Consider the following 21,272-nt stretch of genomic DNA (forward strand, 5'->3'; position numbering starts at 1 on the left):
CTTCCTTAGTTTTCTTATTGCCGGTATGTGAATCACTTTTTCTTCAGCGCCGCCTATCTGATGTGGGCGCTGGCGTGCCAGCTCCCACCGTTTTTGACCTGCGGTGTTCTCTAGAACTGCCAGTTGAGGCTCAGCCCCACGCCCTGGGTTTTCTCGCGGCCACCCAACTGGCCGTTGTAATCCAGGTTGACCCGTGTGGTCGGGCTCAACGCCAGGCTGGCCTGCACGCCCACCAGCGCCGCATCACGTAGCAACGGCGAACTGCGCACGGCAAATGACGGCCCGCCGGCAACTAACGCCAAATGTTCTTCGGATTCCACCGCCGTGAGGCTGTGCTGCCAGCCCAGCGAGCCGGACAGCTCCAGTTGCTGATGGTCATTCAATGACAAGGTTTTCAACGCGCGAAGCCCGAGGGTGCTGAGCACCGCATCCCGCCGATCACTGCCACGTTCCAGGGCCGCGGCGTCGCCTTTTTCGTGGAATGAGTCACTGTCCAGGTGCACGTACGCCAGGTTGGCGAACGGCTCCAGCGCCAGCGGTTGCAAGTGAATGCGGTACGCCGCCTCGGTGAACAACTGCGCCGTGCGCGCATCCAGCTTGGTCTTTTGCTTGCCGCTGACGTCGCCGTATTGCAGGTCGCGCTTCACATCACCGCGATGCCAGCTGTAGGCACCGCCGACGCTCACGCGCCAGTCACCCAGTTCACGCCCGGCATACGCACCGAAGTGGTAACTGTCGATGGACGCCGATGAGTGTGTGCCACTGCCCAGGTTCAAGGAGCTGTCGCTGTAGCCTGCGACCACACCCACGCGGGTCTGCTCGTCCAACGCACCGTCTACACCGGCCAGCAAGCCACCGATCGAGGTGGTCGAACCTGCGGTTTCGCTGCGGCTGTCAGCCTTGCCCCAAGCCCCGAGCGCCTTGAGCCACAGGTTACTTTCGCCGTTCACCGGTACATGGCGCAGCCGCTCACCCACAGCATCACGCAGTTGCAGGCTGTCGTTGATCAGCATCGCGCCAATCGCCGGGTAAACCTCGCCGGACAGTTGCTGCAAGCCTTGCCGAGCGGTTGCGACGGAGTCGGACTGCAACAGGCTTTCATACACCGGGTTGCCCGCGCCCAGTTGCTCGGCAGCGGCGGCGACAGCGCGCTGGTTACGGTTGGCGGCAACGCTGGCAAAAGTCGCTCCGTTGCGCCCCACGTCCAGTTGCACGCCGTTGGCCGCATAGTCGAGGGTGCCGCCAAGGAACAGGTAGTTGGGCAGCACTTGACCAAACTGCCCCTGGATGCCGCCCGCCGCCTGCAGGATGGTGTATTGGCGGCCGATCAGGCTTTGCACCTGGCTCTGGCTCAGCAATGTCGGGCTGTTTTCCAGCGCCAGGGTGACGGTGCCGCCGCCCAGTACGGCGTTGCCACCGGCGACAATGCGGTCGCTGCTGGTCGGGGTCAGTTCCACCGCATAGGTGGAGCCCGCGCCCAGGTTCACATCGCCCGCCACCTGCAAGGTGCCGACCGAATTGCCCGGTGCCACGGTGCCCCCGCTGTTCACCGCCAAGGCGCCGATGCGCCCGGAGCCGCCGAGGGTGCCGCTGTCGTTCACGGTCACGGCCGAGGTCAGCGAGCCGTTTACCGCCAGCAGGCCGCCATTGACGCTGGTCGCGCCGCGGTAGGTGCTGTCGCCGCTGAGCAGCAAACTGCCGGCGCCGGATTTGATCAGGCTGCCTTCATACACGCGGTTCGCGGCGGCTTGATCACGGGCGGTGCCGACCGCGTAGTCGGTCTGGTCCTGCTGGCTGGCAGTTGCGCCCACGCCGTTTTGCCAGCCCTTGTCGATTAGGGTTTGCTGCCAGGCTGCGTGCTCGGCGCGGTCTTCGGCCTGGCGCTGGAGCAACGCCTGGTCGGTGATGCCGTTGCTCCACACATCGCCCTGCCCGGCCGCCAGGTTGACGTTCATCGAGCCGAGCAATTGCCCCGGCCCGTGCATCGCCCGGCCCAGGTCCGGCACGCCCCAGCCCACAGTGGTATTGGGTGACTGGGTAATTGAGCCGTCGAGTTGCGTGGCGGTGGTCAACAGCACCTGCAATGCCTGCTCATTGTTCAAGTACGGGTAGCGTTCCATCACCAGCGCCAAGGCGCCGGTGGCGTGCGGCGCCGACATCGACGTGCCGGACTTGACCCCATAACCGCCGCCGGGAACGGTGCTGTTGATCAGCGCGCCCGGGGTGGAAATACACCAGTACTTAGCGATGCCGCACTTGTTGTATTTCTGGTTATTCGCCTTGTCCAGGCCCGACACCGCCAGCCAGTGGCCTTCCAGTTCCGGCTGGAAGTACGGCAGCGCCGAACGCACGCTGGCATTCGCGTAACCACTGTTGCCGGCGCTGAACACATTGATCACGCCGGCCTTGGCCACATCCGCTGCCGCATCCAGCCAGGTGCCCTGGTTGTAATGCTGGGCGTAGGCGACGTGCAGGCCGTCGAGGGTCTGGTAGCTGACGTCCGGCGGCTGGCTGCCCCAGCTGTTATTGATGGCGCGCACGCCGGAATCCACCAGCGCGGTGTACACCGCCTTGAAGTATTTGGGGTCAGGGGTGGGGCCAAACAGGAAGCTGTCGTTGGCGTTGGTGTTGCCCACATAGACTTGCGCGTTGTACGCCACGCCATGCATGCCCACGCCATCACGCGCCGCGCCCATGGTGCCGGTGACGTGGGTGCCGTGGGAGTCGTTGTTGGGGTTGAGCGCGCCGGTGGTACTGAACGCGCTGCCATTGACGTAAGTGCCGGTGGCCGTGACCGGGTGGAAGCGGTCTTTGGAGGCTTCCGGGTGATCGGTATCGAACCCGGAGTCCAGCGCGCCGATTTTTACCCCGCTGCCGCTGATCCCGGCGGCGTAGGCCTCATTCGCCTTCATGCGGTCCAGGCCCCAGTCACTCTGGAACTCGGCCGAACGCCAGCTGGCGGGGTTACCCAGTAAACCGGTCTCGGTGTATTGCGCCTGTGCCGCAACGGACAACAGGAGCAAGGAACCTGCGGTAAAGGGTTTGAAGCGTGATGAATCGGTGATCATCTAAACCATCCTTATTGTTTTTATAACTGCTCATTTCACCGGGCCGAATGCCTCATCGACTTTCGCCAGGTCGGTGTCGCGCAAGTTGCCCGCGTAGTAGTGCAATTTGGTCCAGGCCATCAAATAGTCGTACCGCGCCTGGGCCAGGTCGCGACGGGTGCTGTACAGCTGCTGCTCGGCGTTCAACGCATCGAGGTTGACCCGCTCGCCGCCGAGGATGCTCTGCTTGGTCGATACCACCAGCGCCTCGGCCGAGGTCAGGGCCTTTTGATACGCGCGCAATTTGCTCACCCCGGACAGGCACGCGCTGAACTGGCGGCGCAGCTCGATCAGGGTTTCGCGCGTCTTGCCTTCCAGCTCGTACTCGGCCTGCTCCATGCCGCGACTGGCTTGGCGGGTAGAGGCCGAAATACCGCCACCGGCGTACAGCGGCACGCTGACTTCGATGCCGATGGTGTTGGTGTCGTAGCGCTGGTTGTAGGTGTTGCCGCTGTCGGACTCCTGTTTGCGCGAGCTGGCATACGCGGTGATCTTGGGCAGGTGCCCGGCGCGATTGCGCTCCACTTCATAGCGCGCCACTTCCACGGCCTGGCGCTGGGAAGCGAGGGTCGGGTTATTGGTGATCGCCAGTTCATGCCAGGTGTCGTAGTTGGCCGGCGTCAGGGTGAAGGCGGCAAAACTTTGGTTCAGCGGCGCCAAATCCTGGATGTTGACGCTCTGCACACCGATCAACGCGCCCAACTCCCTCAGCGACGCGTCCTGCTCATCCAGCGCCTGGATCTCTTCGGCAGTCGCCAGTTCATAACGCGATTCGGCTTCGAGGATGTCGGTACGCGTGCCTTCGCCCTGCTGGAACAGGTGCTGGTTTTGCTGGAACTGCTGCTCGAAGGCCTTCTTTTTGGCGCGGGCGATGTCGATCTGGTCCTGGGCAAACAGGGCCTGGGTGTAATAGCTCAGCACCCGCACCAGCAGCGCCTGGCTCTTGTCGCGAAAGCTTTCATCGGCGAACAACGACTGGGCCACGCCCTTGCGGTAGTTGGCATAGGCTTCGTAGTCGAACAACGGCTGTTGCAGGCTGAAGGTCGAGCCATAACTGTTGTAGTTGCGGTCGTCGCGGTAGTTACCGCCGCGCCCGTCCGGCAGGTGCGCCTCAGAGTTGTTGCGGCCCTTGTTGTAGTTGTACGACAGCTTGGGCAGCAGCCCGGCGCGGCCGATGGTGCGGTTTTCCAGGCCGGCGTCGCGCTCCTTGATCGCGCCGAGAAACACCGGGTCGTTACGCAACGCTTGCTCGTAGACATCAAACGGGCCCATGGCCGCCTGGGCAGACCCGCACAGCAAACACAGAGAAAGGCACACCGACTTCATGCTCATTCCTCGGTCAACGCAGAGCCGGCGCGATCCAGCAGCGGCTTGAACAGGTAATTGAGCAGCGAGCGCTCGCCGGTGCGCACGAACATCTCGGCGGGCATGCCCGGCTTGATCACCAGGCCATGGAGTTTTTCCAGTGCGGCCTCGCTCACCGTGGTGCGCAGCACGTAGTACGGCTGGCCGGTTTTTTCATCAAGCATCTGGTCGGCGGAAATCAGGCTGACTTCGCCCGGCACGCGCGGGGTGCGGCTCTGGTTGAAGGCCGTGAACAGGATATCCACCGGCAAGTGCGTGCCGACCTTGTCCACCAGGTTCACCGGCAAACGCCCTTCGACTTCCAGACGTGTGCCCTGGGGCACGATTTCCAGCAGGGTTTCACCGGCACGCACCACGGCGCCTTCGGTGTGCACGCTGAGGTTGACCGCAATACCATCGGCCGGCGCATTGATCTCGCTGTGCTGCAGGTCGAACCCGGCGGAGGTGAGTTGCTGCTCCAGGGTCAGGCTGCGCAGTTGGGCGTCGGCCAATTGGCTGCGCACTTCCTTTTGATATTCCTCGCTGTGCTGCTGCAACTTCAGGCGTGACTCAAGGATGCCCTGCTCCACGCGGCCGCTTTCGCCGGTGTTCTGCGCCAGGTCCTGCTGCACCTGGGACAGTTGGCGCTGGTAATCGAGCAGGCGGTTGCGCGGGATATAGCCGTTGTCGGCCAAAGGCTGCAGGTTAGCCAGTTGATCGCGCAGGGATTGGGCCTGGGCCGACAAGTCACTGCGCGCGCGGCGCATGCCATTCAGTTGTGAGGTGGCGCCGTCGATATTGGCGCGAATCCCCGCTTGTTCACGGGCAAACGCTTCGCGGCGGCTGCTGAACAGCTGGCGCTGGCCTTCCAGCACCAGCGCCAGGGCCGGGTCGGGGTTGGCGCTCAGCTCCGCCGGAAAGACGATGCTGGAACGGTTGTCGCGCTCGCTCTGCCAACGCGCCGCGCTGGCCCAGGCCATGCGGTACTGGGCTTGCAGCGATTGCACGTCGGCCTGGTTCTGGGTCTGGTCGAGGCGAAACAGCGGCTGGCCTTGTTTGACCACCTCGCCCTCCTTCACCAGAATCCGGCTGACCACGCCGGGGCTGAAGGTTTGCACGGCTTTGCGCTTGCCCGACACCACCACCGTGCCTTGCACCGGGATGCCTTGGTCCAGAGGCGCCAGGCTGGCCCAGAGAAAGAAGCCGCCGGCGCCGACGATGGTCAGCAGCCAACCCATTTTTACGAAAAAACCGGCATCTCGTTGCTCAAATGTAAGGCTGCTCATGCGCCTGGATTCCTTCCGGCTTGGTACTGACGGCTGAGGCTCACGCCGGCCTTTTCTCGTGGTGCTTCCTGCTGCTGGCCCGACAAGGCGCGCAGCACGTCCTGGCTGGGGCCGAAGGCCTGCAAACGGCCTTCGTTGAGCACCAGCAACTTATCGGCCTGGGCCAGCGCCGAGGACCGGTGCGTCACCAGCACCACGCTGCTGCCCTGGGCTTTCATCTGCACGATGGCACTGGCCAGCGCGGCTTCGCCGACGGTGTCGAGGTTGGAGTTGGGTTCATCCAGCACGATCAAGCGCGGCCCGCCGTAGAGCGCGCGGGCCAGGGCCACGCGTTGCTTCTGGCCACCGGACAGGCCACCGCCGTTGTCGCCCAGCACCGTGTCGTAACCCTGTGGCAGGCGCAGGATCAGCTCATGCACACCGGCTTGTTGCGCGGCCTGCACCACCCGTTCCGGGTCGGCGTCGCGAAACCGTGCAATGTTGTCGGCGATGCTGCCGCTGAACAGTTCGATGTCCTGGGGCAAGTAACCGATATGGGGACCGAGGTCGTCGCGGTCCCAACGATGGATATCGGCGCCGTCCAGGCGCACCGTGCCGGCCAGGGTTGGCCACACACCCACCAGCACGCGGGCCAGGGTCGACTTACCCGAACCCGACGCGCCGAGCACGCCAAGCACTTCGCCCGCACCGAGGTTGAAGCTGACCTGATGCAGGGTCGGCACGCGCCGCCCGGGCGGGCCCGCGCTGACTTGTTCGAAACTGACCTGGCCGTTGGGCGCCGGCAGCGCCATGTGTTCGACTTCCGGCGGAAATTCGCGCAGCAATTCGTCAAGCCGCTGGTAAGCCAACTTGGCCGAACTCCACTGCTTCCACACCGCAATCAGTTGGTCGATGGGGCTGAGCACGCGGCCCATGAGGATGGAACCGGCGATCATCATCCCAGCCGTCATGTCGCCCTTGATCACCAGAAAGGCGCCCAAGCCCAGCACCAGTGATTGCAAACACAGACGAAAGGACTTGCTCAGCGAGGTGATCACCGAGCCGGTGTCGCTGGCCTTGTTCTGATAGCCAAGAAATTGCGAATGCACCGCGAACCAGCGCTTGCGCAACGCGCCGAGCATGCCCATGGCCTGGATCGTCTCGGCGTTGTGCAAATGGCTGGTGGCCAACTGGGTCGATTGCTGGGAAAACGCGCCCGCCTCGCCCAGCGGTTTTTTGGTCAGGTATTCATTCAGGCACGCCAGCGCGATCAGCAGTACCGCGCCCGCCGTTGCCAGCACGCCAAGCCACACGTTGAAGAGGAAAATCACGAACAGGTAGATGGGAAACCACGGTGCATCAAAGAACGCGAACAGCGCAGGTCCCGTGATGAATTGGCGGATCACGGTCAGGTCGCCAAGGGATTGCCCGGCGTGCCCCTGACCGCGCTGCAGGTTGCGTTCAAAGGCGGCTTTGTAGACGCGCAAGTTGAAGCGCCGCTCCAACTGGCTGCCGATCCGGATCACGATAAAACTGCGAACGACTTCCAGCGTGCCGATAAACGCAAAGAAGCCGACGACCATCAACGTCAACATCACCAGGGTGGTTTCATTCTGGGAGGACAACACACGGTCGTACACTTGCAGCATGTAAATCGACGGCACCAGCATCAACAGGTTAATCAATGCGGTAAAACAGCCGATGCTGATCAAAATACTCTTGTATTCACCCAACGCCCTGAATAAGGGCGCAACCGCATGGGACTTCGCCATATCTTCTGATCTTCCCTGAAGCGAATTACGCGCACTAGTTGCCCAGGCCCCACAGTAGGGCGGCCAACTATTAAAATCGGGTTATATGCTTATAACTGTTAATTAAGGTGTTCGTTGCAGGACAACTTCGGGGATTGAAGGCGTCTGTCCTTTATATTCGCCGTCTTTTTCACGGTTCAAATGGATAATGCCCGTGCCCTGGGCGTTCATCAGCCAGATGCCATCCGGGGTCGGTAACCAGGTCAGCGGCTTATCGCCCAGCCATTGCGCGGCGCACGCCACATCACCGGCCAGCGCGTTAGGCTGGTCCAACAGGTCCAACGCGCACACTTGATCCTGCTGGTGCAACTGCCAGTGGCCGGCCAACTGGGCGGTGGTGGGTAAAACAAGACTGCTAGCCATTGCGTGGGCTCCTGCCGACACGAACAACACCTGTGAAGCACAGGCGATCAAATGAGAAAAACGCGGCATGTGCTGCTCCATCATAGAGCGCGGCGCCGGAGCGCCGCGCGCTTTACATCACGCTACGATGTCGCTGACCGCAGCCTGGCCAACGGTGGTGACGAGGAAATCCGCCACGCCGTGCCCGGAGAAGTCCACGGCCAAGGTGCCCAGGTTGGTACCCGAGGCATAGCTGAGTACAGCATCGCCGGCATGCCCGGTAAATGCGTTGACGAAGCTCAAGCCTGCACCTTTGGTGATACCGGACAGGTCGATCTTGTCCGAACCCGAGGTGAAGTCGAAGATCTTGTCAGCAGCACCCGGCTTGGAATCGGAACTGGCACCGTACACGAAGGTATCGTTGCCGGCGCCGCCCCACAGTTGGTCCGCACCGCCACCGCCGTAGATGATGTCGTTGCCGGCACCGCCCTTGATGAGGTTGGCTGCGTTGTTACCAATGATCAGGTCGTTGCCCGAACCGCCGAAGGCGTTCTCGACCGTGACGCCCTTAGCGATGGACACGTTGCCCACCAGGCCGCCAACGTCGGAGAACGAGGCCTCATTGAGGTTGATCTTCTGGTTCTGGGTAAAACCGGAGAAGTCCAGGGTGTCGTTGCCACCACCGTCCCATACCGAGAACACCAGCTTGTCGGCATTGGAAGTAGCGCTGTAGAAATCACGCCCGGTGTTGGAGTTGAAACCGTAGGTGGTGTCGCCGGCACGGGTGCTGTAGTTGGCACCGTAGAGCTTCTGGATCGCGGCGATGTCGTCGATCAGCGGGCCTGAAGCGTAAGCTTCGACGCCGCCTTTGGTGAAGTTCTGGTTGGTGTTGCTTTCGCTCCAGTAACTCATGACGCTGTAGCCACGCGTGTCCTGTCCATAGTCCGCGTCTTTGTACGAAGGGTTGCCGGTCCCGGCGTTGTAGTCGCCAGGGTGAGCCAGGCCCAGGGTATGGCCGATTTCGTGGGTCAGGGTCTGCCGGCCGTAGTTGTTCACGTCCGGGGTCTTGTTCGGCGTGTAGCTGCTGTTGGTCAGGTACCACGAGGTGCCGTCGTAGCCTGCGCCGGTGCCGGGCAGGTAAGCGAAGGCAGCCGCGCCATCCTGGCCACCGCTGTAGTTGCCGAAGGTCATGTGCGTGTCACCGCCCGAGGCGCTTTCGGTAAAGCTCACGTTGGCGACATCCGACCAGGATTGCATGGCCAGTACGGCCTGTGCTTTCTGCTGGGCGTTGAACTGGCTGAACCCGGAGATCCCATGTTTGTTCAGGGTGGCCGAGGAAGCCGAGGTGAGGAAGGTGTAGGTCAGATCGATCTTGCCGTTGTGATTCACATCCTTGTACGAGGCGCCATCGCGCAGCAGGTGGTCCGCTGCCTGGTCCACGGAAAAGGACGGTTTGCCATTCACCGTGAGGTTGCCGCCACGGTCATACAGATGGCTGAAGCTATCGATTTGCGAGTAAGCAGTGCTGGCTTGCGCGGCAGAAACAATAGCTTTGTCTTTTACTTTTGACATAAACGTACTTCCTTGTTTGCAAGTGCATCAGTCTTTGGTCGATAGGAACCCCGCGGGCGAGATCGTCCTATCACTCGCCTCTTTTGAAGGCGTATCGAAACTGACACAACTTGAAATCTTTCGTCTACAAATATTTCAGCAGTGAAAATGTGACGTGGATTCAACTTAAGGAAGTCGCAGGCAGTGTTTATTGGGGACAACTGCATTTGCGCAAAACCGCCGGCCCGAGTGGTATTTAAATATTAAATAGCAGTAAAGCCGCTCAACTTGAGCGGCGCACTTGAATAATGGATCCAATATATTGTCACGGTGTCATTGGCGACATTAAAGAGCCACTACTTAGATAATTAATTAGAGTTGTCCCCTATTACGGGGACACGCTCCAACCGCACTTGTTTAGTGCGGTCAATAAGGTCTCATCCGCCAGGCCGGGCACCCTGACGCCGTCCTCGGTGGTCATGTCCTCGCCGGCCAGCATGGCGTTGATGATCGCCTCCTCCACCGCCTCCGCCGCTGCGCTGAACAACGGCGAAATATGGTCGTTGTTGAGCATCTGCAACGCGCTGCTCAGCGGCAGGTTCTTGCGCCCGTAATCGGCCGGTGGCAGCTCGTGGTTGCCGGTGGCGAATGCCAGGAAAAGGTCGCCACTGGAATCCTCGGTGCCACCGCCGGTGCGCGCAATACCAATCGAGGCGCGTTGCGCCAGGCGCTGGCATTGGTGCGGCAGCAAGGGCGCGTCGGTGGCGATGATCACCACAATCGAGCCCATGCCCGGCGTGCCACGCGCGGCAAACGGCGAAGCAATGCCCATCAAGTGGCGGCCCACCGGGTAACCGTCGACCCGCAGTTCCTGACGCTTGCCGTGGTTGGCCTGCACCAGCGCGCCGACGGTCCAGCCGCCCTGCTCGGCCGGCAATCGCCGCGAGGCGGTGCCGATGCCGCCCTTGAACTCATGGCAGATCATCCCGGTGCCACCGCCCACTGCGCCTTCCTGCACCGGGCCACTCTCAGCGTTATCCAGCGCCTCGCGTACATGCTCGGGCTTGACGTGCTGGCCCCAGATGTCATTGAGCAGCCCGTCGTAGGTTTCCATCACCACCGGCATGCACCAATACACCGCCGGGTCCGCCAGGCGCTCACGCTCCAGGGCGATCAAGGTGTCACGCACCACGCCGATGCTGTGAGTGTTGGTGATGGCCACCGGCGTGGTCAGCAATCCCGCTTCGCTGATCCACTCAAGGCCGGTGGCATCGCCATTGCCGTTGAGTACGTGGTACCCGGCAAAACACGGTTGCTGACGCGCCTCACCTTCGCGCGGCTGAATCACGGTGACACCGGTACGCACTTGTTTGCCGTCGATACACGCCTTGAGCGTACTGTGGCCGACCCGAACGCCCGGCACATCGGTGATCGCATTCAATTCGCCGGGCGTGCCCAGCCCCAACGTGATGCCCAATTGACGTGCACGCATACCCACTCCTTACAATTTTTGATACGCCGGACTCAACCGGCCACTGATGCAATAAAAAATGACCGACAGTGCGAGCAAGCCGATGATGATCATGATGTCGCGCACCGACGCCGCGTAGATCAAGGTCACCAGCAGGTAACCTGCGCCCAGCACGGCCAGCACCGCCGGCAGCGGCCATAACGGCATGCGATAAGGATGCTCGCGATCACGCAGCAGCACCCGGCTCATCAGCGCGCACAAGGCCACCGCCAGGTACACCAATATGATCAGTAACACGCTGAAGGATGTGAGGTCCGCCAGGTTGGAGCTGAAACTCAACAGCGCCGACGGGATGGCCAGGAACAAGGTTGCCAGCCACGGCGAATCCCAGCGCGGGTGAATGCGCGTAAACAGTGTGTTGATGCGCGGCGTCCACAGCGCATCGCGGCCGCTGCTGAACACCACGCGGCCAATCTGGATGACGATGGCGACAATCGCGTTGAACACTGAGAGGAAGATCCCCGCACTGACCAGCCGCGACAGCGTTTCATTGCCGTGGCTGGTCAGCAGGTAGCCGATCGGGTCCGGGCTGCTGATCATCGCACTCAACGACGGCGCGCCGATCAACAGCGCGGTGATGGGCACCAGTTCGATCACCACCACCAGCCCCAGTGACCACAGCACCGCCTTGTGCACGCCTTTGCCGCCACACTTCATGTCTTCAGCCAACAACACGGCGGGGCCGTAACCGTTGTACGAAAACAAGCCGATACCGACCGCGCCGATCACCAAGCCCCACGGCGCCAGGTGCAGCACGCCGTTTTCGACGATTTGCGGCTGGAACAACACGCTGGCCGGCTGCACCGGGTTGCCGAAGCCGATGCACACAATCACCAGCAACGCGGCGATTTCCAGCAGCAGGCAGGTGCCGGTGATCCAGGCGTTGAGCTTGATATTGAGGATGCCCAGCGCGTAGCTGCACACCACGATGACCAGGGCGACGGTTTGCGAATCGAACTGCGTGCCCAGAGCATTGTTCAGGTAGGTCGCCGCGCCAGTGGCCAACACCGGTGGGATAAACAGCAGCATCACCAGCACGGTCAGGAAGGTCGCGTAGCCGGCCATGCCGCCAAACACCCGCTTGGCGTAGACGTATTCGCCACCGGCACTGTTGTGCGCGCGGCCCAGCTCCGCGTAGCAGAAGGCGAACATCAAGGCGAGCAAGCCGGCCATCACAAACGCCAGGAACACACCACTGCCCGCTTGCTGGATGGCAAACGGGGCAATCACAAACACGGAACTGGCCGGCGTCACCGCAGAAACGGTGATGGCGACCACATCGAACACGCTCAGCGTGGGTTTGAGCACGCCGTCTGGCGCGGGGGAAGCACTCATATCGTTATCCTCTGTCGTTGTTTTTGATGTGAGGCAGAAACGAAAGGTCTGGCGTTTGCGGGATATGTTTCCCACTGGATGGTCGAGAAAGTAAACGCTGCGTGTAGGCAGGCCAATTCCCCTATTGGCGTACTCCCCTTGACGGTACGCGCTAAAAGCCGAACCCTTGGCCGATATTTTGAGGGTGGGAGCCTGTGAGATGAGCCTGTTCAGAGAGGTCGGCATGCACGCAGGCCTGGGCCGCACCGTCGCGCATATCGGCACCGAGCGGTTCTGGAAGCAGCTGGTGCTGTTGCTGCACCAATGCCTGCCGTTCGATAACGCGCTGGCGATTTTCTATCCTGCCGACGGCCCGCCCCAGGCCCTGGAAGAATACGACGCCCAGCCCAGCAGTAAACCGGCGTCGATGCTGGTGTACCTCAATGGCCTGTACTTGCTCGACCCGTTTTACCAGGCCTGCCGCGAGGGTTATGCCAGTGGTGTGTATCGCCTGGAGGAAGTCGCGCCGGATCATTTCCGCCAGAGTGAATACTTCCTCAACTACTTCCACGACAACGTGCTGGAAGACGAGGTGCAGTTCATCCTGCAAGTCCCGGGTACGGGGACCTTGTCGTTATCGCTGGGCATGCAGCGGCGGTTCAGCGTTGAGGAAACCGGGTTGATGACGATGCTGGCAGCCTGGGTGTTGCCGTTGATGCACCAGCATTGGCAGCAAAGTACCCAACGCGCGCCGGCGATGGACAGCCAGATCCGGGATGCGCTGAGCCATTTCGGCAGTGGCGTGCTCTCGGAGCGGGAGCTGGAAGTGGCGCGCCTGGTGCTGCGCGGGTTCTCGTCCAAGGCCATGGCCGAACGCCTGAAGATCTCGCCGGACACCGTGAAGGTGCACCGGCGACACCTGTACGCGAAGCTGGATATCTCGTCACAGCCGGAGCTGTTTTCGCTGTTTATCCAGTCGCTGGGGCACGATTTGGAAAACCCCTGACTGCATGCGCGGTTGTGGTGAGCCGGGTTGTTGTGGCTGGCAGGGTTACTGTGGTGGGCAGGCTTGTTGTGGCGAGCGGGCTTGCCCCGCGTTGGGGCGCGAAGCGGCCCCAGTAGGGATGAATGTGGTGTATCAGGCGGTCCTCAGCGGCAGGTTTTGGGGCCGCTTCGCAGCCCAACGCGGGACAAGCCCGCTCGCCACAACAAGCCCGCTCGACACAGGGAGCCCGCTTCTCACAACAACCCCTCGCCACAGCAGCTAAGCCTATCGCCCGGTACGAATGGTGTTCCACACTCGCGTACGAACCCGGTCGATGTTCAGCGGCATTGCTTCGAGTGCAAACAGCTTGCCCATCATTTCCGGGCTCGGGTACACCTTGGTGTCGGCTTTGATCGCCGGGTCCACCAGGCTGTCGGCGGCGGCGTTGCCGTTGGCGTAGTGCACGTAGTTGGTGATACTGGCCATCACTTCCGGGCGCAGCAGGTAGTTCATGAACGCATAGCCGGCCTTTTCGTCAGGCGCGTCGGCCGGCATGGCGACCATGTCGAACCAGATGGCGGCGCCTTCTTTGGGAATGTTGTAGCCGATGTTCACGCCGTTCTTGGCTTCCTTGGCGCGGCTTTCGGCTTGCAGGATGTCGCCGGAGAAGCCGACGGCCACGCAGATGTCGCCATTGGCCAGGTCAGCGGTGTACTTCGAAGAGTGGAAATACGCCACGTACGGCCGCACTTTCATCAGCAGGTCTTCAGCTTTCTTGTAGTCCTCGGGCTTTTTGCTGTGGTGTGGCAGGCCCAGGTAGTTAAGCGCCGCCGGCAGCAGTTCCGGGCCGTTGTCGAGGATCGCCACGCCGCATTTTTGCAGCTTGGCCATATTCTCCGGCTTGAAAATCAGGTCCCAGGAATCCACCGGGGCGTTGTCGCCCAGCACGGCCTTGACCTTGTCGATGTTGTAGCCGATGCCCGTGCTGCCCCACAGGTACGGGAAGCCGTGCTGGTTGCCCGGGTCGTTGTTTTCCAGGGCCTTGAGCAGCACCGGGTTGAGGTTTTTCCAGTTCGGCAACTGGCTCTTGTCGAGCTTTTTGAGGGCGCCGCCCTGGATTTGCCGGGCCATGAAGTGGTTGGACGGAAACACCACGTCATACCCGGATTTGCCGGTCATCAACTTGCCGTCGAGGGTTTCGTTGCTGTCGTACACGTCGTAAGTGAAACCGATGCCGGTCTCTTGCTGGAAGTGCTTGGTGGTATCCGGCGCGATGTAGTCCGACCAGTTGTAGATCTTCACCGTCTCGGCGGCCTGGCTGATAGTGGCCACCAACATCAAGGGCAACAGGGCAATGGCTTTCATGGTTCGATTTCCTGGCGGTTTTAGGGCTGTTTTTATGGCAGGCGATCAAGGATCAAAGCGTTACAGAATCAATACATAGGTCTTGCGCACGGTTTCCTGGATATCCCAGACTCCGGTGCTGTTGGCCGGCAACATCAGTGCATCACCGGCTTGTATGTGGACGACTTCACCGTTATCGGGCGTGAAGGTGCAGCGGCCCTGGATAAAGTGGCAAAACTCCTGGGATTTGATCTGCCGACGCCAGCGCCCTGGCGTGCACGCCCAGATGCCGGTTTCGACGCCGTCGTCGCGTTCCACACTCAAGGTGGAGGCCACGGCGATGGGCTCGCCCAAGGGCACGGCCACCGGTGAGGAGTCCGGCAAGTGGGCATTCAGCGTGTCTTTGAAGTGAGTGATGCTCATGGGTTTTCCCGTGTGAGTGAAACGTCTTAGTGCATGAAGCCTTCCATGAACCCGGCCACGCCGGTCGCCAACTTGCGGCGCCAAGGCGCGGTATTGGGGTTGGCCAATACCTGGTCTTCATGGACGAAACTGCGAATGATCGCGTTGTAGCCCAGCCAGCGGCACGGCTCGGGCTCCCAGGCCTTGAGCGCGTCCAGGCCACGTTCGCGAATCACACAAGGCTGGGTGGTCAGCGGCGTATCGAGGCCCAGGATCAAGTCAGCCAAGGTGCGGCCACCCAGGTTGCTGGCGCCTACGCCCTCCCCGCCGTAACCCCCGGACAGCGCGATGCCGGTCTTGTGGTCACACACCATGTGCGGTCGGAAGTTACGTGACATGCCGAGGTTGCCGCCCCACGAGTGGGTAATCCGAACCTTCTTCAGCTGTGGGAAAAGTTCGCCAAACAGGTAGCGACGCAGTTCCACTTCGCTGTCGGTCAGGTCGAAGTTGTGGCGCAATTTACCGGCGAACTGGTAGCCGCCCCGCGCGCCGAACACCAGGCGGTTGTCGGCAGAACGCTGGCCGTACGTGACCTGGCGGCTGCTTTCGCCGAAGGCCTGGCCGTGGCTCAAGCCAATTTCATCCCAGGTGCTGGCGGGCAGCGGCTCGGTGGCGACAATCAGGCTCTGTACCGGCAACTGATAGCGACCCAGCGGCGGCAGCGTGGTGGCATAGCCCTCCACCGCCGGCACCACCCAAGCGGCCCGCACTCCCGCCTTGGCGGTGCGCAGGCTGCCGGACTGCCAATGGGTGACCGGGCTGTTTTCGTAGAGGGTGACGCCCATGCTCTCCACGACGCGCGCCAGGCCACGCACCAGTTTGGCCGGGTTGATCGTCGCCACATGCGGCGCGTAGATGCCGCCATAGGGTTTGGCGATACGGATCTGTTCGGCCAGCTGTTGCGGGCTCAGCCAGCGGTAATCGTCTGCTGTCAGGCCTTGGGCGTAGAGTTTTTCGAGGTAGCGGCGCAGGCTGCCTTCCTGCTCGGGGTAGCGCGCGGCGCAGTACAGCGCGCCGCCCTTGCGGTAGTCACAGTCGATGCCCTCACGGGCCAGCACCCGTGCCACTTCATCGGGAATGCCGTGCAGCAGGTCAAAGGAGGCGCGGCGTTGTTGCGGGTCAAGCCCGGCGAGCAGGCGATCTTCGCCGAGCAAATTGCCCATCAGCCAGCCGCCGTTGCGGCCAGAGGCGCCAAAACCTGCGGTTTGCGCTTCGATAATTGCAATTTTCAGCTCGGGTGCCTGGCGTTTCAGGTAATAGGCCGTCCACAGGCCTGTGTAGCCGGCACCGATGATGGCCACGTTGACGTCCAGGTCATGCTCCAAGGCCGGCCGCGCCAGCAGCGGGTCGTCCAACTGGTCCATCCATAAACTGATATTGCGCCATGCCGGCATGCCAAGCTCCCCTACCTCGTTTCGATAGGCTGGATCCTAGAGCGCGGTGTTATGGGCTGTCTTGCGCGCGTGCACGCAGAGAAATTTGTTTGACGTAGGCCTTGGGCGACTGGCCGGTGTGCTGACGAAAGGCACTGTAGAACGCCGACAGTGAATTGAAACCGGCGGCGAACGCCAGGTCATCGACTTTTATCGGCGGTACGGCGTTATCCAGCGCGGCCAGCAAGTGTTGAAGCCGGGCCTGGTTGACGTAGCGGTAGAAGCTCTGCCCCAGCACCTGGTTCAACAGGTAGGAAATCTGATTGCGACTGTAGCCGCATTCCTTGGCAACCCGTTGCAGGTCCAGTTCCGGGTCCAGGTAGGGCTGCTTGAGTTCGAAATAGTGTTGCAGGTCATTGGCCATGTGCCCCAATTGCTGGGGCGACAAACCCAGGCGACTGACCGTGGGGCGCATGGCCCGGGTTGGCTGTTCGTGCACCAGTGACGCGTATTCGTTGACCCGCCAGATCAGCCCGTCACGCACAGTGATGGCCTCGCTGGTGCGAAACGACACCAGGCCCTGGCCGCCCCGCAAGGTGATGCGGTACTGGATGAACGCGGTGTCGCCGTCGGCACGAATGCGGTCGGTGTGCTCAATGGCTTCATCGGCGCCACGCGGCATGCTGGCTTGCAGGTAGTCACGCAGTTCGGCGTAGCCGATGACGCGGTTCTGGAAGAAGTCGTGGTACTGGATGTCCGGATGGTAATAGGACATCACGCCATCCAGATCGCGATGGCGCCAGCACAGGTGGTGACGCAGCACCAGATCGCCCGTGGCTTGGGTGTGTTGGCAATCATCGTCCGGAGCGGTCTGCGGCATGGGCGGCTCGGTTGCGGGTAAACCCTGGAGAGTGCCGAATTTCGGGGCAGCCTTCAATGGTCAATTGGCGCTTCTGAATAATGGCCTTTTGCCTAGTTTGTAGTAGGAGATGACCCACATCAAGGTATTGAAAAAGAACTGCCCAACGGGCCTAAAAAAGTCACCTTGCGCTTGCGAACGGGTGCTATTTTGAACTTCTTCGATGCCCTGACCAGTGACGGTCATGGCCCCTGCCGCGAGCTAAAGGAAGCGCTCAATGAAGAAGGTGGGCAACATGAATAAAGTGACATTTCCCAACGCTTGCCAGCTGATGCGCTGGCATTTTCATCCGATGGGGTTTGAGGGCAGCATGGACGCCCCCGGCAGCATGGTCGCCCGCCTGTTTGATCGCAGCAGCGGCGAAACGTTGATCGCGATTGCCGGCATTCCCTGTGCCACCGTGATGAATGCCGCCGATGTAGAGCGCATCATCGAAGCCGTCGAAGCTGAGCTGGAGTGTTTTGTGCCGCCGCTGTCCTTGCGGGCCTGACCTCAGGTTATCAGGCGACGTATAGCTCATGTGGGAACGGCTGGCGCCTTCCCACATCACGCTGCACTCACTGGCCACGGTGATCGTCAAAAAACGCTTTGTTGCCATCTACCCGTTCCGAAGCCCTGGGCACATTCACGCCCTGGCCCTCCGGCTTTTCCACGTACCAATAGCAATGGCTTACCGCTCGGGTGATACCGACATAGGCCAGGCGCAGCACTTCGTCTTTTTGGGCAGCGTCATACGGCTCGCTGTCACCGTCCTTGCCCAGGCCAGCCATGCGGTAGACCTGATTCTTGTAGGGCGAGCTGGTCACATGCTGACAATCACCCAGCAGAAATACCGCATCGGCCTGTAGCCCTTTGGCGCTGTGATAAGTCAGCTGTCTCAGCCTGCGGTCCGGTAACGGCAAGCTAGAATCAGCATTAACTACAGACTGAATATGCTCTTTAATCAATAACTTATCGCTACTTTTTCGATAAAGCATTAACACCGACTCGCCTCTTTGATAGTGCGTCAGCAACTGCCGAGCCAACGCAGCATCGTCGCGCTCAAGCACCGTCACGGGCACCAATGCCTTTGGCTCGCCACTGGCCTTGGCTTTTTTGCCGGGGATTGCCGGGGCGGCGCGCACAATATGCTCGGCGGCGTCGATGATGTGCTGGTGGCTGCGGTAGTTCTCACTCAGCATCACGCGGGTGGTGCTCGGCGACGGGAATTCGGTGTTGAACGCCATGAAGTATTGGGGTGAACTGCCGCGCCAGCCATAAATCGACTGCCAGTCATCGCCCACACACAGCAAGGATGAACGCTGTGCGCCGCGGCCTACGTGCATCGCCGGGCCGCGAGCGCGGATTTCGCGCAGGCTGGCGCGAATCCACGACACGATCTGCGGTGACACGTCCTGAAACTCGTCGATCATCAAGTGCGACATCGGCCGTAGCAACGGATCGCTGAGCAGCTTGAGATTTTCCGGGGTATTTTCGCCGAACAGCGAAAACATCCGGTTGTAGGTCATGATCGGCGGCGATTGATCGAGCAGGTGATCTTCCAGGGCTTTCCAGAAGATGCTCAGGGCTTCAAAAAACAACCGGTCGGGATCGTCCTTGGCAAAGCTCATCTGGCCCACGGCAGTCGGCACGTCCAGGCCGAGGTTCTCGATGAACCCGGCAGCCATGACAAAGCTGTCCAGCAGTGGCGCCGAGGCGAGTTCACCTTTGACCTTGTAATCGAAGCCCGGCCCTGCGGTAGCATCGCCGGCCAAGCTGCTTAATAGACGCTTGGAAGATTCATAACTATCTAGCCAAATCATAGGGTTACGACAGAAAGCTTGAAAAAGGGTGCGCTTTACTACCCACTCGGCGCGCACCGAAAGCTTCGAATTTGGCCGACTGATCTGGGCGTTTTCGCGTGAATCGAAGCCCAGCATTACCCAGGCGTCCAGCTGCGGAATATAGCCGTGACAGTGAAACTGCGCGCCATTGATCTCAAAGGTCTGACGGCTCGGCTCAATGCCCTTGATCGGCCAGGCGCCCGCACGAAACCACAGGTCTTCGATGACATCGCAAAGTTCTTCATCACGCTTGGCGGCCAGCTCGGTCACGGCGATACGCTTTTGCACATCCGGATGGTCGCGCTCCAGTTCTTTGAGCTGCAGGCCATGACGGGCCAAGGGTGCAATCAGCTCACGGAAACGCTCGTGCCGGCCGTGCAGCCGGTGGTAACAGGCATTCATCTGTTGGCGTTGGGCATCGCCGATGCGCAGGTCGAATGGGTTGCTGTCCGCGTCCTCGACACCGCTGCTGAGGTTTTCGAACGCCTGCAGCCGTTCAAAGCCGGGCAAGCTGCGCACCATCGGCAAGATGCGCGAGTGGAAGGTTCGCACCACGGCCTGGGCTTCTTTACTGCCAAGGGGTTGGCCCCACAGGCTGAGAATTTCCATGAGCTTGTTGATGAAGTCCTTGCGCGACTCGCGGGTAAACGTCACCACGGTCATCGAGCTCAGTTCAAAGCCCAGGTAATGGGTGAGCAACAGGATCCGCAGCACCAGGGAGGTGGACTTACCAGCACCGGCACCAGCGATCACCGACGTCGAAGGCGTGTCGCTGAAGATCATTTTCCATTGCGCGCTGCTCGGCTGTGCATGGGCCGGCAGTAAACGCGCCACATCCGCCTTCATGCGCTTCTTCACGTCGGCGCTGAGCGGCAGCCGCCAGTCGTCGAACAGGCTGTCATCCACACCTGGCGCCTTGTGCTCATCGGGACGGAAGTCACGGATCAGCAATACCTGACGGCCCTCTTCTATTCCGTCAGCCTTGCCTTCGCGATAGCCATATTCCACACCGGCTTCGTGCCCGCTGCGAAATCCGTCAGCCTGGCCGTGCAGCCAGGAAAACCGATGCTGCGCACGTAAACGCGTCAGGCCGTGGCCAAACAAGCGGGCGGCCAGCCGTTTCAGCAGCGGCATTTCTGCCAGAGGTCGAAGCTCAGGGGGCAAATCAGACGTTTGTTGCGGCACGCGGACTCCAGCGATGAGGTTGGTTTTGGCGAAGGTGCCATGGTCGCCGGAATCGGCGCTCAGTTCCAGCCAATTGCTTTGACGTCATGCAGTTAGGCGATGAAGTGAAAGTTGAAACGCCTGTAACCAATCGAATAATTGGATGAGAATACGGCAATTTTTACGCTTTTTATCGATCATGCACTGGCGGATCATGGCCTCCATCATCAGGAGACTATCATGCTCGAACTTCGACCTTTCAACACGCTGGGCGGCGCCCATCATGGCTGGCTTGACGCCCATCACCACTTTTCATTCGCCCAATACCACGACCCCAAGCGCATGCACTGGGGCAACCTGCGGGTATGGAACGACGACATTATCGCGCCGGGCACGGGTTTCCCGCAGCACCCGCACCGCGACATGGAAATCATCACCTACGTGCGCGAAGGCGCCATCAGTCACGCCGACAACCTGGGCAACAAGGGCCGTACCGAGGCCGGCGATGTACAAGTGATGAGTGCCGGCACCGGGATCGCCCACAGCGAATACAACCTGGAGGCCACGCCGACCAAGATTTTCCAGATCTGGATTATCCCAAACGAGGCCGGCCTGCCGCCTTCGTGGGGCGCCAAACCCTTTCCCCAGGGAGATCGCGAGGGCTTTGTGACCCTGGCCAGCGGCAAGGCCGGTGACAGCGAAAGCCTGCGCATCCGCGCTGATGCGCGTCTGGTGGCGGCCAACCTGAAAGCGGGAGAAAGTGCCGAGTATCGACTCGACAGCGGGCGCCGCGCGTACCTGGTGCCGGCGACGGGCGTGATTGAAGTCAATGGCTTGCGTGCGCAAGCTCGAGACGGCGTGGCGGTTGAGGATGAGCAACTGTTACGGGTGACGGCGATTGAGGACAGCGAGATCGTGCTGGTCGATCTGGCTTGAA

At 61.1% G+C, this 21,272-nt stretch carries 16 protein-coding genes; 3 read left to right on the forward strand and 13 right to left on the reverse strand.

Annotated features, from left to right (window positions below):
* Positions 1–110: 110 nt before the first annotated feature.
* The 8 genes from ACM530_RS26150 to ACM530_RS26185 all read right to left on the reverse strand — a co-directional run bounded on the left by ACM530_RS26150 (position 111) and on the right by ACM530_RS26185 (position 12,286).
* Positions 111–3,068 carry an autotransporter domain-containing protein gene (locus ACM530_RS26150; RefSeq protein WP_416363533.1) on the reverse strand — a complete coding sequence of 986 codons (2,958 nt, stop codon included), beginning with the start codon at positions 3,066–3,068 and terminating at the stop codon, positions 111–113.
* 30 nt (positions 3,069–3,098) lie between these two features.
* A complete protein-coding gene (locus tag ACM530_RS26155; protein ID WP_416363534.1) occupies positions 3,099–4,433 on the reverse strand; it encodes a TolC family outer membrane protein in 1,335 nt (444 codons plus the stop codon).
* 2 nt (positions 4,434–4,435) lie between these two features.
* On the reverse strand, positions 4,436–5,737 hold the full coding sequence (locus tag ACM530_RS26160) for an HlyD family type I secretion periplasmic adaptor subunit (protein ID WP_416363535.1): 1,302 nt from the start codon (positions 5,735–5,737) through the stop codon (positions 4,436–4,438).
* A complete protein-coding gene (locus ACM530_RS26165; RefSeq protein WP_404488184.1) occupies positions 5,734–7,488 on the reverse strand; it encodes a type I secretion system permease/ATPase in 1,755 nt (584 codons plus the stop codon). The genes ACM530_RS26160 and ACM530_RS26165 overlap by 4 nt, the downstream gene beginning before the upstream one ends.
* A 102-nt stretch (positions 7,489–7,590) precedes the next feature.
* Entirely contained in the window at positions 7,591–7,959 is a 369-nt protein-coding gene (locus ACM530_RS26170; protein ID WP_106578105.1) for a protease inhibitor Inh/omp19 family protein, read from the reverse strand.
* A 48-nt stretch (positions 7,960–8,007) separates the two neighbouring features.
* Positions 8,008–9,441 (reverse strand): serralysin family metalloprotease, encoded by a 1,434-nt coding sequence (locus ACM530_RS26175; protein ID WP_106578104.1) that lies wholly within the window; start codon positions 9,439–9,441, stop codon positions 8,008–8,010.
* 367 nt (positions 9,442–9,808) lie between these two features.
* Positions 9,809–10,912: a P1 family peptidase gene (locus ACM530_RS26180; protein WP_416363536.1), complete on the reverse strand. Its 1,104-nt coding sequence runs from the start codon at positions 10,910–10,912 to the stop codon at positions 9,809–9,811.
* Between the two features lie 9 nt (positions 10,913–10,921).
* Positions 10,922–12,286: an APC family permease gene (locus tag ACM530_RS26185; protein ID WP_262206715.1), complete on the reverse strand. Its 1,365-nt coding sequence runs from the start codon at positions 12,284–12,286 to the stop codon at positions 10,922–10,924.
* A 199-nt stretch (positions 12,287–12,485) separates the two neighbouring features.
* Here ACM530_RS26185 and ACM530_RS26190 point away from each other — a divergent pair, with 199 nt between their 5' ends.
* On the forward strand, positions 12,486–13,271 hold the full coding sequence (locus tag ACM530_RS26190; protein WP_262206714.1) for a helix-turn-helix transcriptional regulator: 786 nt from the start codon (positions 12,486–12,488) through the stop codon (positions 13,269–13,271).
* Positions 13,272–13,535: 264 nt separating this feature from the next.
* Here the strand turns inward: ACM530_RS26190 and ACM530_RS26195 are convergent, their stop codons facing one another.
* From ACM530_RS26195 to ACM530_RS26210, 4 genes are read right to left on the reverse strand one after another with little or no spacing between them, the layout of a single operon-like run.
* A complete protein-coding gene (locus ACM530_RS26195; RefSeq protein WP_242196897.1) occupies positions 13,536–14,615 on the reverse strand; it encodes a polyamine ABC transporter substrate-binding protein in 1,080 nt (359 codons plus the stop codon).
* A gap of 60 nt (positions 14,616–14,675) precedes the next feature.
* The gene (locus ACM530_RS26200; RefSeq protein WP_416363537.1) at positions 14,676–15,017 is read right to left on the reverse strand and encodes a cupin domain-containing protein; all 342 of its coding nucleotides are present in this window, start codon (positions 15,015–15,017) and stop codon (positions 14,676–14,678) included.
* A gap of 26 nt (positions 15,018–15,043) precedes the next feature.
* Positions 15,044–16,450: an NAD(P)/FAD-dependent oxidoreductase gene (locus ACM530_RS26205; RefSeq protein WP_416363538.1), complete on the reverse strand. Its 1,407-nt coding sequence runs from the start codon at positions 16,448–16,450 to the stop codon at positions 15,044–15,046.
* A gap of 49 nt (positions 16,451–16,499) precedes the next feature.
* Positions 16,500–17,309: a helix-turn-helix transcriptional regulator gene (locus ACM530_RS26210; RefSeq protein ID WP_369302224.1), complete on the reverse strand. Its 810-nt coding sequence runs from the start codon at positions 17,307–17,309 to the stop codon at positions 16,500–16,502.
* A 256-nt stretch (positions 17,310–17,565) separates the two neighbouring features.
* Between ACM530_RS26210 and ACM530_RS26215 the strand changes: the two genes are divergently transcribed.
* The gene (locus ACM530_RS26215) at positions 17,566–17,838 is read left to right on the forward strand and encodes a DUF1652 domain-containing protein (RefSeq protein ID WP_145160542.1); all 273 of its coding nucleotides are present in this window, start codon (positions 17,566–17,568) and stop codon (positions 17,836–17,838) included.
* Between the two features lie 67 nt (positions 17,839–17,905).
* Here ACM530_RS26215 and ACM530_RS26220 read toward each other — a convergent pair whose 3' ends face one another.
* Positions 17,906–20,356: a UvrD-helicase domain-containing protein gene (locus tag ACM530_RS26220; RefSeq protein WP_416363539.1), complete on the reverse strand. Its 2,451-nt coding sequence runs from the start codon at positions 20,354–20,356 to the stop codon at positions 17,906–17,908.
* A gap of 219 nt (positions 20,357–20,575) precedes the next feature.
* Between ACM530_RS26220 and ACM530_RS26225 the strand changes: the two genes are divergently transcribed.
* Positions 20,576–21,271 (forward strand): pirin family protein, encoded by a 696-nt coding sequence (locus ACM530_RS26225; protein ID WP_369302226.1) that lies wholly within the window; start codon positions 20,576–20,578, stop codon positions 21,269–21,271.
* The last annotated feature ends 1 nt before the right edge of the window (position 21,272 follow it).

The sequence above is a fragment of the Pseudomonas sp. NFX183 genome (assembly GCF_047943075.1).
Lineage (GTDB): Bacteria > Pseudomonadota > Gammaproteobacteria > Pseudomonadales > Pseudomonadaceae > Aquipseudomonas.

What these genes read in the sequence shown, in the direction of transcription:
- ACM530_RS26210 (WP_369302224.1), bottom strand. Translation starts at nt 17,309, where the DNA reads ATGCCGCAGACCGCTCCGGACGATGATTGCCAACACACCCAAGCCACG.
- ACM530_RS26185 (WP_262206715.1), bottom strand. Translation starts at nt 12,286, where the DNA reads ATGAGTGCTTCCCCCGCGCCAGACGGCGTGCTCAAACCCACGCTGAGC.
- ACM530_RS26215 (WP_145160542.1), top strand. Translation starts at nt 17,566, where the DNA reads ATGAAGAAGGTGGGCAACATGAATAAAGTGACATTTCCCAACGCTTGC.
- ACM530_RS26165 (WP_404488184.1), bottom strand. Translation starts at nt 7,488, where the DNA reads ATGGCGAAGTCCCATGCGGTTGCGCCCTTATTCAGGGCGTTGGGTGAA.
- ACM530_RS26175 (WP_106578104.1), bottom strand. Translation starts at nt 9,441, where the DNA reads ATGTCAAAAGTAAAAGACAAAGCTATTGTTTCTGCCGCGCAAGCCAGC.
- ACM530_RS26190 (WP_262206714.1), top strand. Translation starts at nt 12,486, where the DNA reads ATGAGCCTGTTCAGAGAGGTCGGCATGCACGCAGGCCTGGGCCGCACC.
- ACM530_RS26160 (WP_416363535.1), bottom strand. Translation starts at nt 5,737, where the DNA reads ATGAGCAGCCTTACATTTGAGCAACGAGATGCCGGTTTTTTCGTAAAA.
- ACM530_RS26155 (WP_416363534.1), bottom strand. Translation starts at nt 4,433, where the DNA reads ATGAAGTCGGTGTGCCTTTCTCTGTGTTTGCTGTGCGGGTCTGCCCAG.
- ACM530_RS26150 (WP_416363533.1), bottom strand. Translation starts at nt 3,068, where the DNA reads ATGATCACCGATTCATCACGCTTCAAACCCTTTACCGCAGGTTCCTTG.
- ACM530_RS26170 (WP_106578105.1), bottom strand. Translation starts at nt 7,959, where the DNA reads ATGCCGCGTTTTTCTCATTTGATCGCCTGTGCTTCACAGGTGTTGTTC.
- ACM530_RS26195 (WP_242196897.1), bottom strand. Translation starts at nt 14,615, where the DNA reads ATGAAAGCCATTGCCCTGTTGCCCTTGATGTTGGTGGCCACTATCAGC.
- ACM530_RS26180 (WP_416363536.1), bottom strand. Translation starts at nt 10,912, where the DNA reads ATGCGTGCACGTCAATTGGGCATCACGTTGGGGCTGGGCACGCCCGGC.
- ACM530_RS26205 (WP_416363538.1), bottom strand. Translation starts at nt 16,450, where the DNA reads ATGCCGGCATGGCGCAATATCAGTTTATGGATGGACCAGTTGGACGAC.
- ACM530_RS26225 (WP_369302226.1), top strand. Translation starts at nt 20,576, where the DNA reads ATGCTCGAACTTCGACCTTTCAACACGCTGGGCGGCGCCCATCATGGC.
- ACM530_RS26200 (WP_416363537.1), bottom strand. Translation starts at nt 15,017, where the DNA reads ATGAGCATCACTCACTTCAAAGACACGCTGAATGCCCACTTGCCGGAC.